Source organism: Gleimia hominis (assembly GCF_002871945.2).
In the GTDB taxonomy this organism is placed as follows: domain Bacteria; phylum Actinomycetota; class Actinomycetes; order Actinomycetales; family Actinomycetaceae; genus Gleimia; species Gleimia hominis_A.
On the sequence record NZ_CP126963.1, the window covers coordinates 733,293 to 749,625 of the forward strand.

At 59.6% G+C, this 16,333-nt stretch carries 15 protein-coding genes and 1 pseudogene; all 16 read right to left on the bottom strand.

Annotated features, from left to right (window positions below; all coding sequences use genetic code 11):
• Positions 1 to 14: 14 nt before the first annotated feature.
• On the bottom strand, positions 15 to 326 hold the full coding sequence (mihF, locus tag CJ187_RS03295) for an integration host factor, actinobacterial type (protein WP_102215768.1): 312 nt from the start codon (positions 324 to 326) through the stop codon (positions 15 to 17).
• 125 nt (positions 327 to 451) lie between these two features.
• Positions 452 to 1,132: a transcription antitermination factor NusB gene (gene nusB, locus CJ187_RS03300; protein WP_102215767.1), complete on the bottom strand. Its 681-nt coding sequence runs from the start codon at positions 1,130 to 1,132 to the stop codon at positions 452 to 454.
• Between the two features lies 1 nt (position 1,133).
• A complete protein-coding gene (gene efp, locus CJ187_RS03305) occupies positions 1,134 to 1,697 on the bottom strand; it encodes an elongation factor P (RefSeq protein WP_102215766.1) in 564 nt (187 codons plus the stop codon).
• Between the two features lie 39 nt (positions 1,698 to 1,736).
• Positions 1,737 to 2,288, bottom strand: a complete 552-nt coding sequence (locus CJ187_RS03310) for a shikimate kinase (protein ID WP_102215765.1) — start codon at positions 2,286 to 2,288, stop codon at positions 1,737 to 1,739.
• Entirely contained in the window at positions 2,281 to 3,336 is a 1,056-nt protein-coding gene (gene aroB, locus CJ187_RS03315) for a 3-dehydroquinate synthase (RefSeq protein WP_158237697.1), read from the bottom strand. The genes CJ187_RS03310 and aroB overlap by 8 nt, the downstream gene beginning before the upstream one ends.
• A 37-nt stretch (positions 3,337 to 3,373) precedes the next feature.
• Positions 3,374 to 3,925 carry a shikimate kinase gene (locus CJ187_RS03320; RefSeq protein WP_158237696.1) on the bottom strand — a complete coding sequence of 184 codons (552 nt, stop codon included), beginning with the start codon at positions 3,923 to 3,925 and terminating at the stop codon, positions 3,374 to 3,376.
• Positions 3,922 to 5,130, bottom strand: a complete 1,209-nt coding sequence (gene aroC, locus CJ187_RS03325) for a chorismate synthase (protein WP_102215762.1) — start codon at positions 5,128 to 5,130, stop codon at positions 3,922 to 3,924. The genes CJ187_RS03320 and aroC overlap by 4 nt, the downstream gene beginning before the upstream one ends.
• 148 nt (positions 5,131 to 5,278) lie before the next feature.
• A complete protein-coding gene (locus tag CJ187_RS03330; protein ID WP_102215761.1) occupies positions 5,279 to 5,956 on the bottom strand; it encodes a prepilin peptidase in 678 nt (225 codons plus the stop codon).
• Positions 5,953 to 6,780 (bottom strand): shikimate dehydrogenase, encoded by an 828-nt coding sequence (locus CJ187_RS03335; protein ID WP_102215760.1) that lies wholly within the window; start codon positions 6,778 to 6,780, stop codon positions 5,953 to 5,955. Before CJ187_RS03335 ends, CJ187_RS03330 begins: the two co-directional genes overlap by 4 nt.
• A gap of 23 nt (positions 6,781 to 6,803) precedes the next feature.
• Positions 6,804 to 7,666 (bottom strand): annotated as a pseudogene (gene mltG, locus CJ187_RS09400) (endolytic transglycosylase MltG).
• Positions 7,667 to 8,116: 450 nt separating this feature from the next.
• Positions 8,117 to 8,608: a Holliday junction resolvase RuvX gene (gene ruvX / locus CJ187_RS03350; protein ID WP_233187276.1), complete on the bottom strand. Its 492-nt coding sequence runs from the start codon at positions 8,606 to 8,608 to the stop codon at positions 8,117 to 8,119.
• Positions 8,605 to 11,289, bottom strand: a complete 2,685-nt coding sequence (gene alaS, locus CJ187_RS03355) for an alanine--tRNA ligase (RefSeq protein ID WP_102215757.1) — start codon at positions 11,287 to 11,289, stop codon at positions 8,605 to 8,607. The genes ruvX and alaS overlap by 4 nt, the downstream gene beginning before the upstream one ends.
• 145 nt (positions 11,290 to 11,434) lie before the next feature.
• Positions 11,435 to 12,055 (bottom strand): 30S ribosomal protein S4, encoded by a 621-nt coding sequence (gene rpsD, locus CJ187_RS03360; RefSeq protein ID WP_102215756.1) that lies wholly within the window; start codon positions 12,053 to 12,055, stop codon positions 11,435 to 11,437.
• Between the two features lie 129 nt (positions 12,056 to 12,184).
• A complete protein-coding gene (locus tag CJ187_RS03365; RefSeq protein WP_102215755.1) occupies positions 12,185 to 13,525 on the bottom strand; it encodes a replication-associated recombination protein A in 1,341 nt (446 codons plus the stop codon).
• Positions 13,526 to 13,620: 95 nt separating this feature from the next.
• Positions 13,621 to 14,235 (bottom strand): L-threonylcarbamoyladenylate synthase, encoded by a 615-nt coding sequence (locus tag CJ187_RS03370; RefSeq protein ID WP_102215754.1) that lies wholly within the window; start codon positions 14,233 to 14,235, stop codon positions 13,621 to 13,623.
• Positions 14,236 to 14,400: 165 nt separating this feature from the next.
• A complete protein-coding gene (gene aspS, locus CJ187_RS03375; RefSeq protein WP_102215753.1) occupies positions 14,401 to 16,191 on the bottom strand; it encodes an aspartate--tRNA ligase in 1,791 nt (596 codons plus the stop codon).
• Between the last annotated feature and the right edge of the window lie 142 nt (positions 16,192 to 16,333).

The window sequence follows — 16,333 nt, forward strand, 5'->3', positions numbered from 1 at the left end:
GGCGTTCAGATTATTTAGTGGAACCTTTCGATGAGGGCGTTGCGTTGCAGCGCTCCGAGCCCGCGCACGCGCCGGGAACGCGCGATACCAATGCTGTCCAAAATATTCTCAGCGGTGATCGCTCCCACGCGCGGCATGGCCTCTAATAGGGCAGTCACTTTCATTTTCGCAACTGCCTCATCGGTTTCAGCGAGCTCGAACACTTCTGCTAAAGTCATGGTTCTCGCTTTCAAAGCGGCCTTAACTTCAGCGCGTCGCCGCCGCGCTACCGTAGCCTTCTGAAGAGCGGCTCGGCGCTGCTCGTCAGTTAGTTTCGGAAGTGCCATCTTCTTGCCTCCCTAGATGGTGATATTCCCCCTATAGTGAAAACTATATGTCAACCTGGGAACTCTTGGGAGATAAAACGGCGGCTACTTCTACGATAGTGCCGGACAACCGTTGACGGCGTTAACTACCAGTGCCACTCGGACCCTGAAGATTCTCCATCCGACTCGGGGTCTTCGCGAAAATCCGCGGTGTCACCCTGCACAGGACCTTCCCCGCCACTAGCATCCGCTTCCCCAGCAAGCGCGGGCTCATCCTCGGCAGTCACAGCATCTTCCCCACCACAAACAGGTTCTTCCTCATTCGAATATGAGGCTTCGCTCGGCGCATCAAAGGCCGCCGCTAGCGCAGCATCCGCCTGCAACGCCTCGGCTGCATTCTTCCGAATCGCATCCAGCATGGCGTTAACCACACTCGGTGATTCCTCCGTCGACACCTCTTTAACGATCGTCACCGCTTCGTCAATCGCAGTGACATCCGGCACCTCATCATTCCACAAGATTTCCCACGCGCCCACGCGCAGGACCGCCCGGTCCACACTCGGTAGGCGGTCGAACGGACGCGAAGTAGAGTACTGCGCTAACAGATCCTCAATCGTCCCGAGGTGGTCAGCGACCCCCTCAACAATTTCAATCGCGTACTCGGGTAGTGGACTCTGCGCTGCGGTGAGGCGCTGGCGCTGCTGCAATAGGTCACGAATCGCACCGGGCGTGCCCAAGTCCCGCTGCTCGGCTTCAAATAGCGTGTCAACTGCGCGTTTGCGCGCCCGCGTGCGAGACGTGAACCGTGATTTAGTTTTCGAAGACATACTAGGCGTTTACACGTCCCGCGTACTCACCCGTGCGGGTGTCAACCTTGATGCGCGCACCCTCATCCAAGAACAAAGGCACCTGGATTTCGTACCCGGTTTCAAGTGTGGCCGGTTTCGTTCCCGCGTTGGAACGATCCCCCTGCAAGCCCGGTTCCGTGTATGAAATTGTCAGCTCCACCGTCGGGGGCAGTTCAATGTACAGCACGGAGCCTTCGTACATCGAAACGATTGCCGACTGGTTCTCTACCATGTAGTTCTTCAAATCACCCACCGTGTCGCCGGTCACGAGGATCTGATCGTAAGTAGCTGCGTCCATGAACACGTAGTCGTCACCGTCTTGGTACAGGTAGGTCATGTCGCGCCGGTCGACGGTTGCGGTTTCTACCTTCACGCCCGCATTGAACGTTTTATCGATCGTCTTTCCCGACAGCACGTTCTTAATCTTCGTGCGCACAAAAGCCGGGCCTTTACCGGGTTTAACGTGTTGGAACTCCACCACGGACCAGAGTTGGTTATCAATCTTCAACACCATGCCGTTTTTGAGGTCGTTTGTGGTTGCCACGCGTTTTCCCTTCCATTGAAATGAAAATTATTGTTGATTTTAGGATACCGCGCGCCCTGGTATTAGCGCGAATACTCGCTCGGATACGCGCGTTACGCTCAGCCCCGTGGTATCCATTTTGTGTGTCACCAGCGGTTCGTACGCAGTTTCGTACTTTTTCATTAAGTTCGCGAACATGCGTCGGGTGGGTCCCAATCCAGCTGCCCGCGGAGCATTCAAACCAGTGCGCCGAATTAGCTCCTCCAGCTGCGCTGTGAAACCTATGATCACTCCGCCGCGAGATTTAATTTCCTCTAACCGCGCCGCTACTTCCGAATTCAATGGTGCCTGAGGGGGCAGCGCAACCACGCTGGGCTCCGCCAGTGCCTGCAGTGACGCCTGCCTGATGAGCTGCTCGTACCGGGCTTCTCCCCGGTCAATGAGCACGTCGGACACCGCGGTTCCGGCGGCGTCACTGGCGCGCTTTTCAACCGACACGATGGATAGGTCCGGGTGGGTTCGCGCCAGTTCGCGTGCCACCTCCACCACTCCTGCACCCGCCACGCCCAGTAGGACCGCGCGGGGCTGATTCGACTTTGCCGTGTCACTCATCGATTACCTCCATGTTCTTCGCTGCGCGCACTAACACCGCCTTCTCAACAGGCACTACCGTTGGCTGCGCAGGCCCGGCCAACAGTACCATCCGAATGTGCTCCGACCGCACTTTCTTATCCCGCTGCATCAGTTCCAAAACCGCGTCAAAGTTCGTTGTTTTCCAACCCGTTGGTAGGCCCTGGTTGCGTAAGGATTCGCGCTGAACCTCAAGCCACTGCGCAGAACCCAACCCCATTTCTTGGGCCACGTGGGCCGCGTAAACGCAACCAATGGACACGGCTTCCCCGTGGGCGATCGTAAAGTGCTCTAGTACTTCAATCGCGTGCGCCAGGGTGTGTCCATAGTTCAAAATCTCGCGCTCCCCCGCTTCCTTTGGGTCCGCGCCAACTACCCGGGCTTTTACCGAAACAGATTTGGCAATCAACGATTCCAAATGGGAATGCTTCGGGCTAATAATCTCCGCTGCATCATCCAAAATAGACGGATCGGAAATAAAGCCGCATTTAAGCACTTCCCCCATGCCTTCAACCCAATAGCGCCGCGGCAGGGTAGTCAGCAAATCCGTGTCCGCCACCACGCCAATCGGGCTGTGGAACGCGCCCGCCAGGTTCTTGCCCCGACTGGTGTTAACGCCCGTCTTACCCCCTACCGCAGCATCCACCATGGCCAGCAGCGAAGTGGGCACGTGCAGGACATCGATACCGCGCAGCCACGTGGCAGCCACGAAACCTGCCAGGTCGGTAACGGCGCCGCCGCCGACCGATACGATCAAGTCCTCCCGACCTAACTGCACGTCCGCCGCTCGGTCCCAGGCTTGTGCAAGTACCGCCGTGGTTTTCGCGGCCTCCCCGTCCGGTACCTCCAGGTAGTGCACGCGCATGCTCGGCTCCAGGTGCTCCCCAACTCGCTGCGCGTACGCCCGCGTGGACTTTGTGTGCATCACCAGGGCGCGGCCGCCGCGCGCGTAATCAGACACGCAGCTCAAGGTACCGCTCCCCACTGACACGGAGTAGTCGCGTTCGCCGCGAACCCTTATCTGCTTCATGCTCCCAGCCCTTCTGCAACCAGCTCGGCCCTCTGCGCTAGTGTGCTCCACCAGTATTATCCCGCGGTTCAAAGTCTGCCTCCGCCACCAGCCGCGCAAACAGCCTTTGGGCATGCACGTGCGCTGGCCGATCGTCCACCTTGAGGTGCAGATTCGCGCACTGCCGGTACCACTGGGTGCGCCGGCGTGCGATCGAGCGCAAGCTTTGTTCCGCCCCATCGCTCAGCAGTGGCCGGTGGGCAGTGCCGTCAATGCGGCGCAGCGCCTCGGGTACCTCAACGTCTAAAAACACTACTGCATTGCCCCGCCCAGCGGCTTCCATCAAGTCGCGGCGGTTACAGGGCGTCTCTACCACGCCCCCTCCGGTCGCGATCACGCAGTCGCCGCGGCTCAACCATTCGCGCAAGCAGTTCGCTTCAACTTCGCGGAAACAGTCTTCACCTCGCGCAAAAATCTGCGCAATCGACGTTCCAGCGCGCCGCTGAACTTCCTCATCCAAATCTACAAACTCCCAGCGCAGCAACGCCGACAATGCCTTGCCCACACTGGACTTACCGCTGCCCGGCAGGCCAATCAGAATAATACTCACGGCTGCAGGCGCGCCCTTGTTTCGCGCACGTATGAATCCATCGCCATGCGGATACGGTCCACGGTGGTGCCGCCAAACATTTGCGTTACCGCATTGGCCAATACCAGCGCCACCATCGCCTCCGCGATCACCGCAGCCGGTACCACCGCGCACGTATCCGACCGCTGATGCAGCGCCTTCGTAGCTGTGCGGTTTTCTAAATCAATGGTGTGCAACGCGTGGGGAACGGTAGAGATCGGTTTGAACCCAACACGCGCCACTAGTGGCTCACCGTTGCTCATTCCCCCTTCTAAACCACCGGCGTGGTTCGTCGGGCGGTAAGCACGCTCGTCAACCAAGATTTCGTCGTGCGCGCGCGACCCCCGGGTCTGCGTTTGCGTTAGGCCATCGCCGATCTCCACGGACTTCGCTGCTTGGATCGACATGAGTGCTTGCGCCAGCTGCCCGTCCAACCGCTGATCCCACTGCGTGTAAGTGCCCAGCCCCGCGGGCACGTTGAACGCCACCACTTCAACTACCCCGCCGACCGTGTCACCACTGCGTTTCGCCCCATCAATTTCCGCTCTGAACCGCGCCGCCGTTGCCGCGTCAACACACCGCACATCACTGGCCTCAACTGCCTTCGCGTCCCTCAGCGTTAGCGTCCGTGCAGACGCGGATTCCTGGCCGACCTGCACCACGTGGCCCAGAACCTCAATCCCGGCCACCTGACGGAGAAACTGGCGCGCTACCTCACCCAGCGCAACCCGCATCGCGGTTTCGCGCGCGCTTGAGCGCTCCAGCACATTGCGAGCGTCCTCATGCGCATATTTCAACATGCCAGGCAGGTCCGCGTGGCCGGGACGGGGCTGCGTAAGCCGCTTATTGCGCGCCACTTCGCGCTCATCACCCGTCCCTGCGTCAATCATGAGGTCCTTGGGATCCACCGGGTCCGAGGACATGACGGTGCGCCACTTCGGCCATTCCGAGTTCGCCACTTCGATTGCAATCGGTGAGCCCAAGGTGCGGCCGTGACGCACCCCAGAGAGCAAACGCACCCGGTCTTGTTCGAACTTCTGCCGCGCTCCTCGCCCGTAACCGATGCGTCGGCGCGCCAACGCACCCTCGATATCCGCACTAGTGATTGCTAGACCCGCGGGCACGGGGTCAATAATCCCCACCAGAGCTTCACCATGCGATTCCCCGGCTGTTATCCAACGCATCATGCCCCCAGTGTTTCACATCGCGATTACGCGAGCCCAAACACTCCGGATTGCGCCAACACGTCCGCGCCGGTCCACGCGGATCTACGCGCCCGGGTCCACGCAAACTCAGGCACTTCGGTACCACGCGAGCTCGCGCGCCTCAGGGGCATTAGAATGACGCGATCGTTCCAGACCCCATCAGCCAGATCAACGCGGCCCCTGAAATCATCGCCGGCCCGAACGCCACCGTGTCTGTTAACCGGGCTTTACGAGCCACGAGCAGCACGCACGCGTATACACCGCCGATCACGAAACCGGTGACCAGACCTCCGAACGCGGTACCTGCCGAGTACAATCCAAGCCAAGCACCGAGCAGTGGGGCCAGTTTAATATCGCCGCGCCCAACGCTGCCGCCTAGGGATCGCACTACGAACAGGGGAAGGAACCACACGAGCGCGCCCACAGCGACGTTGAACAGCAGTTCCGCTAAATGCACTTCTTGCCACGCGTGGACCACGCCGATCACCGCGCCAACAGCAAGCAGGCCCGCACCGATTACCGTCAATGCATTCGGTAGTTTCTTCACCGTCCCATCCACCAGCAGGTGCATCGCGAGTACACCGCTGAGCGGCAGAGTCACCGTCAAAAACGGGTCAGTGAAGCCAGCGAATAAAACCGCGGCTTCCACCAGCGCCGTCAAGTACACCAAATGTGACGCCGCCGGAGTCGGTAATCCGTGGGGTTCAAAATAACGCGCCAGCAGCCTCGGCCCGCGCATCCCAGCCCAAATAACTACAGCCAAGCCCAACGCGCACGCACACGCGTACCAAATGATTTGCGCGCTCAACTGTTCCTCCCCACATGATCTATCGCGGCGTCCATCGCCTGCCGCATTGCGCTAATATCCGGTGACTTCCCAGTCATAAGCTCAACTTGCTGAACCGCCTGATGCAGCAGCATCTCGTGGCCCGACACCGCCCGAGCGCCCCGCGCGTGAGCCTGCGTAGCCAATGCAGTCGGCCAATCCTCATACACCACATCCAACACGGTCGCGCCCGGTTGGAACGGAGCATCCGCCCACTCGTTAGCCACCGACCTCGGCACCGTCGAAATCACCACATCCGCGCGAGCCATAACCTCAAGGGCTTGACGGCGATTACGCCACGGCACGTGCCCAGTCGACACTCCCATCCGGTTTTCCGCCAAAGTAATCGAACCGAGACCACCGAAACTGCGTGCAATCGTCCAGATTTCCCGTGCTCCCAGCTGCCCTAACGCGGCGAGCGCGGAAGACGCGGTGGCCCGGCCACCCACAATAACCGCGGTTTCGTAGTGGCCCTGCTCGTGCTGAACTGCCTGCACGATCCCGTGCACATCCGTGTTGAACCCCGCTAGCACTCCGGCGGATGGCACCACGGTATTCACCGCTCCTACTGCTTCCGCAAGCGGCTCAACCGCATCCAAAACCCCAATGATCGCCTGTTTAAGCGGCATCGTGACAGCGCACCCCAGAAAACTCTTGGGCCGCGACTGCACCCACTGCGGCAACAGTTCAGCAGTGACGTCAACGGCTTCGAACTCGTGGTCTAACCCCAAGCTCGCGTAAGCTGCGCGGTGCAAAACCGGTGACAAACTGTGCGCCACCGGATGTCCAATCACATACCCACGCATCTAGTTCTTACCCTCATCGGCACTTAGCACTTACCTTTATTTGCCGAGCACCAGTCTTGCAGCTTCTTCTGTGCCTGCTCATGCTCTTCCCTGGTGTTCGTGAAAATCGTTTCCCCTGAATCCAGATTAACGGTCACGAAATACAACCACTTTCCCTTCGCGGGTTCCAGCGTTGCTTCAATCGCATCCTCGCTGGGCGCCGCAATTGGCCCGGGGGAAGCCCTTTGTGTTTGTACGTGTTGTATGGGGAATCGACCTTCAGGTCGTCGAGCGAAGGCACCCCACTTTGCCGGCCCAACGCGTAGTTGACCGTGGAGTCCATTTGCAACAGACCCGCAGTCTGCCCCCCGGTATCTGCCAACCGGTTGTCGATTACGCGCGCCACTTGCGGCAAGTATTTCTTAATATTTACTTCCCGCTCCAGAATGGAAGCCTTAATTAACAGTTCTTCCTGTTTGTCTTCGGGCACGTTGTAGTTACTGAGGGTCTCTTTCGTTTTATCCACCATCTGTTTGAGCACGGACTGCACCGAGTCGTCCTGATGGACCTCGTAGGAACCCGGGCTGAGCCAGCCTTCCGAGTTTCCGTTCGCAACTTTCGGTAGCCCCAGTGCCTGCGCGTCCCTCATCGCGTCTTTAACTGTTTTCTCGTCGAAATTCGCAAACGACGCGAGCCGCTGCGCGATCAAGTCGTTACTCATCCCGGGGGATACTGTGACAGCGTTCGAGCTGCGTTTCGTATCGTCAAGTAGTGCCGCGACCGCGTCCACCGCGCGCATCTGCTTCTTCATCTGGTAGGTTCCCGGTTTCACCGTGGCGGCCGCTGCGTTATCGTTCCAGGCTTTCAAGAACGCATCCTGGGTCTTCACAATATTCTTTTCCACCATGTTCGCGCCAATAATGGTGCCCGAATCCCCCGGGTTTACTACAAACTGCACTTCCCCAGTTCCAGGCCCCGCATAATCAGTAGACTCTTGAGGGGTTTTACCGCCCCACACGGCATTGAGCGCAAAGTACAAGCACACCGCCAAAATCGCTACCACAACCCCAATGATGAGGCCCGTGCGGATCTTCCGGTTGCGCCGGCGTTTGCGCACGCGCGCCCGTTCGGCTTCCAATCGCCTGGACCGCAAGCCAGTTGTGGTGGTTAGATGTTCCCCGTTGCGAGCAAAACGCGGGTCCGTGCTTCGCGCACCCGGTGGGGTTTGCTGCGAGGCACGCGCCCGAGCCCGCTCCCGCCGGGTTGGGAACGGGGAGCGTGACGGTTCCGCGTTCCGTGATCTGTTGGGACCACGGTTTTGCCTCGCGTTGTTGTTTGCGCTCTCGTTCACGGTACTTTAACTCCCTGCGGGTCGGCCGCGGCTGATGGTCTCCCCCGGCTCTTTACCCGTTCTGCGTTCAATTTCAATAGCCTGTTCCAAAATTACGGTGGCTGCAACTTGGTCTACTTTATCTTTGCGTCGGCGATTATCAATTCCAACGGCTGCCAGCTGCTCGTGCGCCGTGGAAGTCGTTAACCTTTCGTCCACCATACACACTCTTAGCTGCGGACAGGCTGAGCCCAGTTTATGCGCAAACTTGCGGGCAGACTTCGCGGACGCGCCGCTGGCGCCACTGAGGTGTTTAGGTAGCCCCACCACGATTTCAATGGCCGCCAGTTGCTCCGCCAGGTCCGCGATCTGGTCGATGTCTTCGCCCCATTTACTGCGGGCCACGGTTTCGTGTGGGAGGGCAAACCGACCCTGTGGATCGGTTACGGCTACGCCAATGCGCGCCGCGCCGTAGTCAACGCCGATGCGCACCCCTGGTCGCATTGAGTGTGCGGTCACGACTGTTCGAGAGCCCGTTGGGTCGCGGCTACGGCGGCGTCGATGTTGTCTTTGCGTTGCCCACCGCCTTGAGCGATGTCGTCGCGGCCACCGCCACCACCACCGAGTTCTTTGGTGGCGATGCGCACGAGCGCGCCCGCTTTAGCGCCGGCATCCCGAGCCGCCTGGTTGGTAGCCACCACCGCCTGGGGTTTGTCGTTCACCACGCCAATCCCAACGATTACGGCCGGTTCACTCTCTCCCATCCGCTCGCGCATGTCCAGCACCAGGTGGCGCAGCGCATCCGCGGAGGGAACTTCCCCAAGGTTCTTCACAACCGTGGTGTAGCCGCCCAGGCGGCGCGCGGTCTTAATCAGCTCTGGGGCGCGGGCCAGCAGCTGCGCTTCGCCAAGCTTCGCCAGCTCTTTTTGCGCATCCTTGAGCCGCTTGAGAGTTTGTTCCAAACGAGTGGGCAGTTCCTCTGGTTTGCCCCCCATCAGCGCGGATAAGCGAGATACGAGTGCGTGTTCTTTCGCTTGGAAGTCGTACGCACCATCCCCAACGAGCGCGTCAATCCGCCGCACGCCCGACCCGATAGACGATTCCCCCAGCACCGCGATGCGGCCAATATGGCCCGTGGTGGGCACGTGCGTGCCGGCGCACAGTTCGAGGGACCACCCGTCCCCAATGTTCACCACGCGCACTTCCCGCCCGTATTTTTCGCCAAACAACGCCATCGCCCCCAGGGCTTTTGCGTCGTCAATATCCATGATGGAATCCGAGATCGTGAGGTTGTCAGCCAGCCGATCGTTCACGCGCGACTCGATTGCCTCCATCTGATCTGCCGGCACCGCTGCAGGGTTACGGAAGTCGAACCGTAATCTGGAGGGCGCGTTTTCGGACCCAGCTTGCGTCGCTCCCTCTCCGACGTATTCGTGAAGGGCCTTGTGGATCATGTGGGTTGCGGTGTGTGCCCGCGCGATTGCGAGGCGGCGATGTTGATCTATCTGTGCCACGCACTTGTCATCTAGGGCGAGCACTCCCTCGATTAGGCGGCCGCGATGCACGCTCAGGCCTTTGACGGGTGCTTGCACGTCATCGACCTCAAAAATGCCCCCGCCCGCGGTGCGGATTATGCCATGGTCGGCTAGTTGCCCACCCATTTCCGCGTAGAACGGGGTTTTATCCAAAATAACTTCGACGCTCCCCGGTTCGGTCACAACCGGTGCGGGCACACCATCTTTGACGAGCCCCACGATGCGCGACTCAGTCTTCCAATCGGTGTACCCCAGGAACTGGGATCCACCCCCGAGCTTGGCCTGGAAGTCATGGTAGATACGCGAATCTACGTGCCCCGATTTCTTCGCCAGCGCATCGGCCCGCGCCCGCTGTTTCTGCTGTGCCATGAGGGCGCGGAAGCGCTCCTCATCCACTCCCACGCCCTGTTCACGCGCCATTTCCAACGTGAGGTCAATCGGGAACCCGTACGTGTCGTGTAACGTAAAGGCTTCGTCTCCGCTGAGTAAACCACTGCCGGATTTCTTAGCGGATTTCACGGCCGTATCCAATATTGTGGTGCCCGCTGTTAGCGTGCGGCGGAACGCTTCTTCTTCCCCGTATGCCACGTCTGCGATGCGGTCCCAGTTGGTTTCAAGTTCCGGGTACGTTGCTTTCATCGCGTCTCGCGAAATCGGCATGAGGGTGGGGAGCGTTGCGGTATCCACCCCAAGCAGCCGCATGGAACGAACAGCGCGGCGAATCAACCGGCGCAGCACGTAGCCGCGGCCATCGTTACCAGGGATTACACCATCATTAATCAGCATCATCGCGGAACGAACATGGTCACCCACAATTCGCATACGCACGTCATCTTCCGGGTCTCCACCACCTTCGTAAACGCGGCCAGAAAGCTTCTCTGCTGCCGTGATCACCGGGCGCACCTGGTCGATTTCAAACATGTTCGCCTTGTCTTGCAAAACGAAGGCTAAGCGTTCTAGGCCCGCGCCCGTATCAATCGCTTTCTCATCGAGCTCACCGAGCAGCGGGTAGTCCTTCCCCGTTCCCTCGCCTCGCAAGAACTGATCGAACACTAGGTTCCACAGTTCCAAGTAGCGGTCGCCACCCGGATCCACGGTGCCACCCACGGCCTCAGGGCCATAAGCGGGGCCGCGATCGTAATGCCACTCCGCACACGGGCCCGCCGGACCGGGCTGGCCAGTGTCCCAAAAAATGTCTTCTCGCGGCAGGCGAACAATATGCTTCGGGTCCATCCCAATCTTGTTGGTGAGCAGGTCGTAAGATTCCTTATCCTCATCCCAGATTGTCACCCACATGCGGTCGCCGTCCAAACCGTAATTGCCGTCATCGACGGACCCGGTCAGCAGCTCCCACGCGAAATCTATCGCGCCTTCTTTGAAGTAGTCTCCGAACGAGAAGTTACCGTTCATCTGAAAGAACGTGCCATGACGCGTGGTGCGCCCGACGTTGTCGATGTCGTTGGTGCGCACGCATTTTTGCACCGAAGCTGCGCGCGGCCACGGGGCTTTTTCCGTGCCCACAATGTAGGGGATAAACGGGACCATCCCCGCGATCGTGAACAGTACAGATGGATCCGGGGACACCAGCGGGACGGATGGAACGATCTCGTGACCGTGGCGGCGGAAGTAATCGTTCCACCGCTTAGCAATTTCAGCGGTACGCATCAAAGCCTCTTCTTCACAGGATTAACTACTGGCAACAGTTTACCCGCCGCAGCGCCCGGGAATAAACACGACCTGACTGCGGCTCATCTATGCGAGCGCGCCCCGTGGAACCATCCAGTTCCCCGGGGCGCACCGGCGTTAAAGCTTAGCGTGAGTAGTACTCAACGACCAGCTGGTCTTCACAGATCACGGGTACTTCCACGCGCTCTGGTTTACGAACCAGTTTGGCGCGCAGCTTCTCCAAGTCCACCTCCAGGTACGGGGGGACTGCGGGCAGCACATCACGGTGCACACCCGATGCGGCGATCTCAAACGGCACCGTCGTCTGCGACTTCGGCTTCACCTGAATCGTCTGGCCCGGCTTCACACGGAACGAGGGGCGATCCACAATCTTGCCGTCCACTAGGATGTGGCGGTGCACAACCACTTGGCGTGCCTGCGCGATCGTGCGGGCAAAACCGGAACGCAAAACGAGCGCGTCCAGGCGGGTTTCGAGGTGCTCAATCAGGTTGGAGCCCGTGCGTCCCTCTTGCCGCTTCGCTTCGTCGAAAGCCCGACGCATCTGCGCCTCGCGGATACCGTACTGGGCGCGCAGACGCTGCTTTTCCTTCAGACGCACCGCGTAGTCGGACTCTTGCCGGCGGCGGGCGCGGCCGTGCTCACCCGGACCGTATGGGCGGCGCTCAAAGTAACGCGCTGCTTTCGGGGTGAGTGGAATCCCGAGGGCGCGTGAGAGACGCACCTGACGGCGAGAACGATTTGCCATAAAAATACCTGCTTCTTTCCGTTACGAATCGTCACTGATACTTTTGCATCAGTTACGGGGCCACCTCCGTAGGGGTTTCCTACTTGGGCTAAGACCCCAGGGTTGCCTTAGGCGAGCAACTTGAACATCTTAACGCATCTTGAGGCGGTTTTTCACCTTCGCTAACCGCTTGGTGATGCGTTCCTCATATCCGTTCTGGGTTGGGTGGTAATACTCCGTGCCTTCGAGTTCGTCGGGTAGGTATTGTTGCGCAGCGATCGCGTTGGGTTCGTCGTGTGCGTAAATGTAACCTTCCCCATGTTTGAGGCGCTTGGCACCACTGTAGTGCGCATCCCGCAGGTGTGGGGGAACCACCCCGGTGCGACCGTGGCGAATGTCGCCTATCGCCCGGTCTATCGCCCGGTATGCGGCATTGGATTTGGGGGCGCAAGCCACGGCAATCACCGCTTGCGAAAGGATTATCCGCGCCTCCGGCATCCCCACCATCGCCACCGCCTGCGCCGCCGCAACCGCGGTTTGCAGGGCGCTTGGGTCTGCCATCCCCACGTCTTCACTGGCGCAGATCATGATGCGCCGGGCGATGAACCGCGGGTCCTCCCCCGCTTCGCACATGCGCGCCAGGTAGTGCACGGCCGCATCCACGTCAGAGCCGCGCATGGACTTAATGAATGCGGATGCAACGTCGTAGTGCTGGTCTTGGTCGTAGCGCACCATTGCCGTGGAGGCGGCGTCGGACACGATTTCGGGCGTGATCGCGTTTAGCCCACCGTCGTCCGCTGCCCCGGCTGCAGCCTCCAAGATTGTGAGGGACCGGCGTGCATCCCCGCCCGATAGGCGCACGATCATTTCTTTCGCGTTCGAATCCAGTGTGTAGCGCCCATTTAGCCCGCGCTTACTCGCCAGGGCCCGGTCGATGAGGTTCGCGATGTCGTCTTCACTGAGCGGTTGCAGCGTCAGCAGGATAGAGCGCGACAGCAATGGGGATATCACGGAGAAAGACGGGTTCTCCGTGGTTGCGGCCACGAGGGTTACCCACCCGTTTTCAACCGCGGGCAGCAGGGCATCTTGCTGCGACTTCGAGAACCGGTGGACCTCGTCAATAAACAGTACTGTTTCTTGCCCAGACGTGGTGAGGCGACGGCGCGCTCCCGTGATTACGGCGCGCACTTCTTTCACCCCGGCGGACACTGCGGATACTTCCTCAAAATGCCGCCTTGAAGACCGGGCCACCAGGTACGCAAACGTGGTCTTCCCCACGCCAGGTGGGCCCCACAGGATCACGGAAGAAACGGCTCGGTTCGGATCCGCCGGTTCCAGTAGCCGGCGTAGCACCGAACCGTCCGCCAATAAGTGGGACTGGCCCACTACCTCATCGAGTTCGCGCGGACGCATCCGCACCGCCAGGGGCGCGTTCGTTTGCGTGACAGGCACGCCCGCATCGTCAATACCGGCAGCCTCAAAAATATCCATATTCTAATTGTCTAGAACAAATCAGCCGATCCTGCACATTCTGACAATAAGATTCTGGCCTGCACGGGGTAAATCGGCCTGCTTCGAAAGTGTGTTTAGAACAGCTCAGTGGAGCCCGCGCCTTCGCGGACCACTACGGGGGATCCATCGGTGAAGTCCACCACGGTCGTGGAACCTTCGTGGCCAACGGGGCCGCCGATCACGGTGTCAACCTGTTTTCCGACCGCTTCGAAAACCTCTTCCGGGTTCCACATGGCGTCTTCGTGGCCCGGCAGAATCAGGGTGGAGCACAGGAGGGGCTCGCCCAGTTCCTCCACGATTGCTTGCGTAATCTTGTGGTCAGGAATCCGTACGCCCACCGTGTGCTTCTTCTTATTTAACGTCATGCGGGGAATCTCTTTAGTGCCACGCAAAATAAACGTGTACGGCCCGGGTGTCAATGCCTTAATGGTGCGGAACGCCTTATTGTCAACGATCACGAGGGAGCCGAGTTGGGAGAAGTTGTGGCACAGGAACGAGAAGTTGTGCTTTTCATCTAGATCCCGAATCTGTCGAATCACGTCCATGCCATCTTTATTGGCCATTGCCGTGGCAATTGCGTACCCAGAATCGGTGGGTAACGCGATGGTACCCCCATTTCGGAGCGTGTCCACGACGGACTTGACTAGACGGGTTTGCGGGTTCTCGGGGTGAATCTCTACGTATGCCATGTGCTTATTCTAACAAGACCTGACCGAGAATGTGTCCAAGAACACGTCTCGATCAGGTCTTATTGGTAGGCGACCTAGCGGTCTTAGTCAGCGACTTATCGCGTGAATTACCGGGCGACTTATCGGCTGACTTATCCGGTGAGTTACCGGGGATAAACCAAAATACTAGGCTTGCTCCTGCGCTTCGTCCTCGTCATCTTCAGGCACGTAGTCGACTCCCGCTTCCTCCCGCTGCTGCGGGGTGATCGGAGCCGGCGCCTGCGTGAGCGGATCGTAACCGCCGCCCGACTTGGGGAAGGCAATCACATCGCGAATCGAATCGGACTTGGTGAGTAGCGAAACGATGCGGTCCCACCCGAAGGCGATCCCGCCGTGCGGAGGTGCACCAAACTTGAACGCGTCCAGCAAGAATCCGAACTTCTCCTGGGCTTCTTCCTCCCCGATTCCCATCACTTTAAACACACGCTCTTGCACGTCGCGGCGGTGAATACGGATCGACCCACCACCGATTTCGTTACCGTTACACACGATGTCGTACGCATACGCCAGCGCGTTGCCCGGATCCTCCTCGAACCGGTCAATCCAATCTGGGTTCGGTGACGTAAACGCGTGGTGCACCGCCGTCCACTTCGAGTGCCCCACCGACACGTCATCGTCCATCCCCGCGGGTTTAAACAGTGGTGCATCCACCACCCACACGAACGACCACGCGTCTTCATCTATCAAACCGGTGCGCCGCCCAATCTCGAGGCGCGCCGCGCCCAGCAGCGCGCGGGACTCATCCACACCTCCGGCAGCAAAGAAAATACAGTCCCCCGGATTTGCTCCCGTAGCAGCCACTAAGCCGTCGCGTTCTGCCTCAGAAATATTCTTCGCAACCGGCCCCCCAAGGGAACCATCATCCGCAACCGTTACGTACGCCAAGCCCTTAGCTCCGCGGGAACGCGCCCATTCTTGCCACTTATCGAACGTGCGCCGCGGTTGTGACCCACCCCCGGGCATCACCACAGCCCCCACGTACGGGTTCTGGAACACTCTGAACGGCGTGTCCTTGAAGTACTCCGTCAAGTCCGTAATCTCCAAACCGAACCGCAGGTCCGGCTTGTCGGAACCGTACTTTTCCATCGCCTCTTTATAAGTCATGCGCGGAATCGGGGTCTTGAGGTCATAGCCAATCAACGCCCAAATCTCGCGCAAAACCGCTTCCGCAACCTCGATCACATCGTCTTGTTCAACGAAAGACATTTCGACGTCCAGCTGCGTGAACTCCGGTTGCCGGTCCGCGCGGAAGTCCTCGTCGCGATAGCAGCGGGCAATCTGGTAGTACTTCTCCATCCCCGCGACCATCAAAAGCTGTTTAAATAGCTGCGGTGACTGCGGCAGCGCGTACCAGCAACCCGGCGCCAGGCGGGCGGGCACCAGGAAGTCCCGCGCCCCCTCAGGGGTAGAACGCGTGAGCGTCGGAGTTTCAATCTCCACGAATCCGCGCTCATCCAAAACCCGGCGGGTTGCTTGCGACACTTTAGAACGCAACCGCAGCGCATGCTGTGCGGGGGCGCGACGCAAATCCAGATACCGGTACTTCAACCGGGTTTCCTCACCAACTTTGCCCGCGTCATCCGCGTGGCTAGACACCTGGAACGGCAGGGGCGCCGCCGTATTCAAAATCTCAATGTCGTCCCCAAGAACCTCAATCTCCCCGGTCGGCAAGTTCGGATTCTCGTTACCTTCGGGCCGGCGCGACACCGCCCCGGTTACCCGCAACACGAACTCACTGCGCAGCAGGTGCGCTACCTTCTCGTCGCGCACCACCACCTGCGCGATTCCCGACGCGTCCCGCAGATCCACGAAAACCACACCACCGTGATCTCGACGCCGATCCACCCAACCGCAAATCGTCACCGTTTCGTCTAATTTTGACGCGTTCAAAGTACCAATGTCGTGCGTTCGTAGCATCGATATCCTTCCAAGTTTTCGTTGCATTCCCCGCGAGACAGGCGGGCGCAACACCATCTTAAACCGCGACTCGGCGCCCACGAAAACGCATCCGCGGGTGTCACCGAATTCACAGCCGGCACGCTAGCTATCAAACGCATTT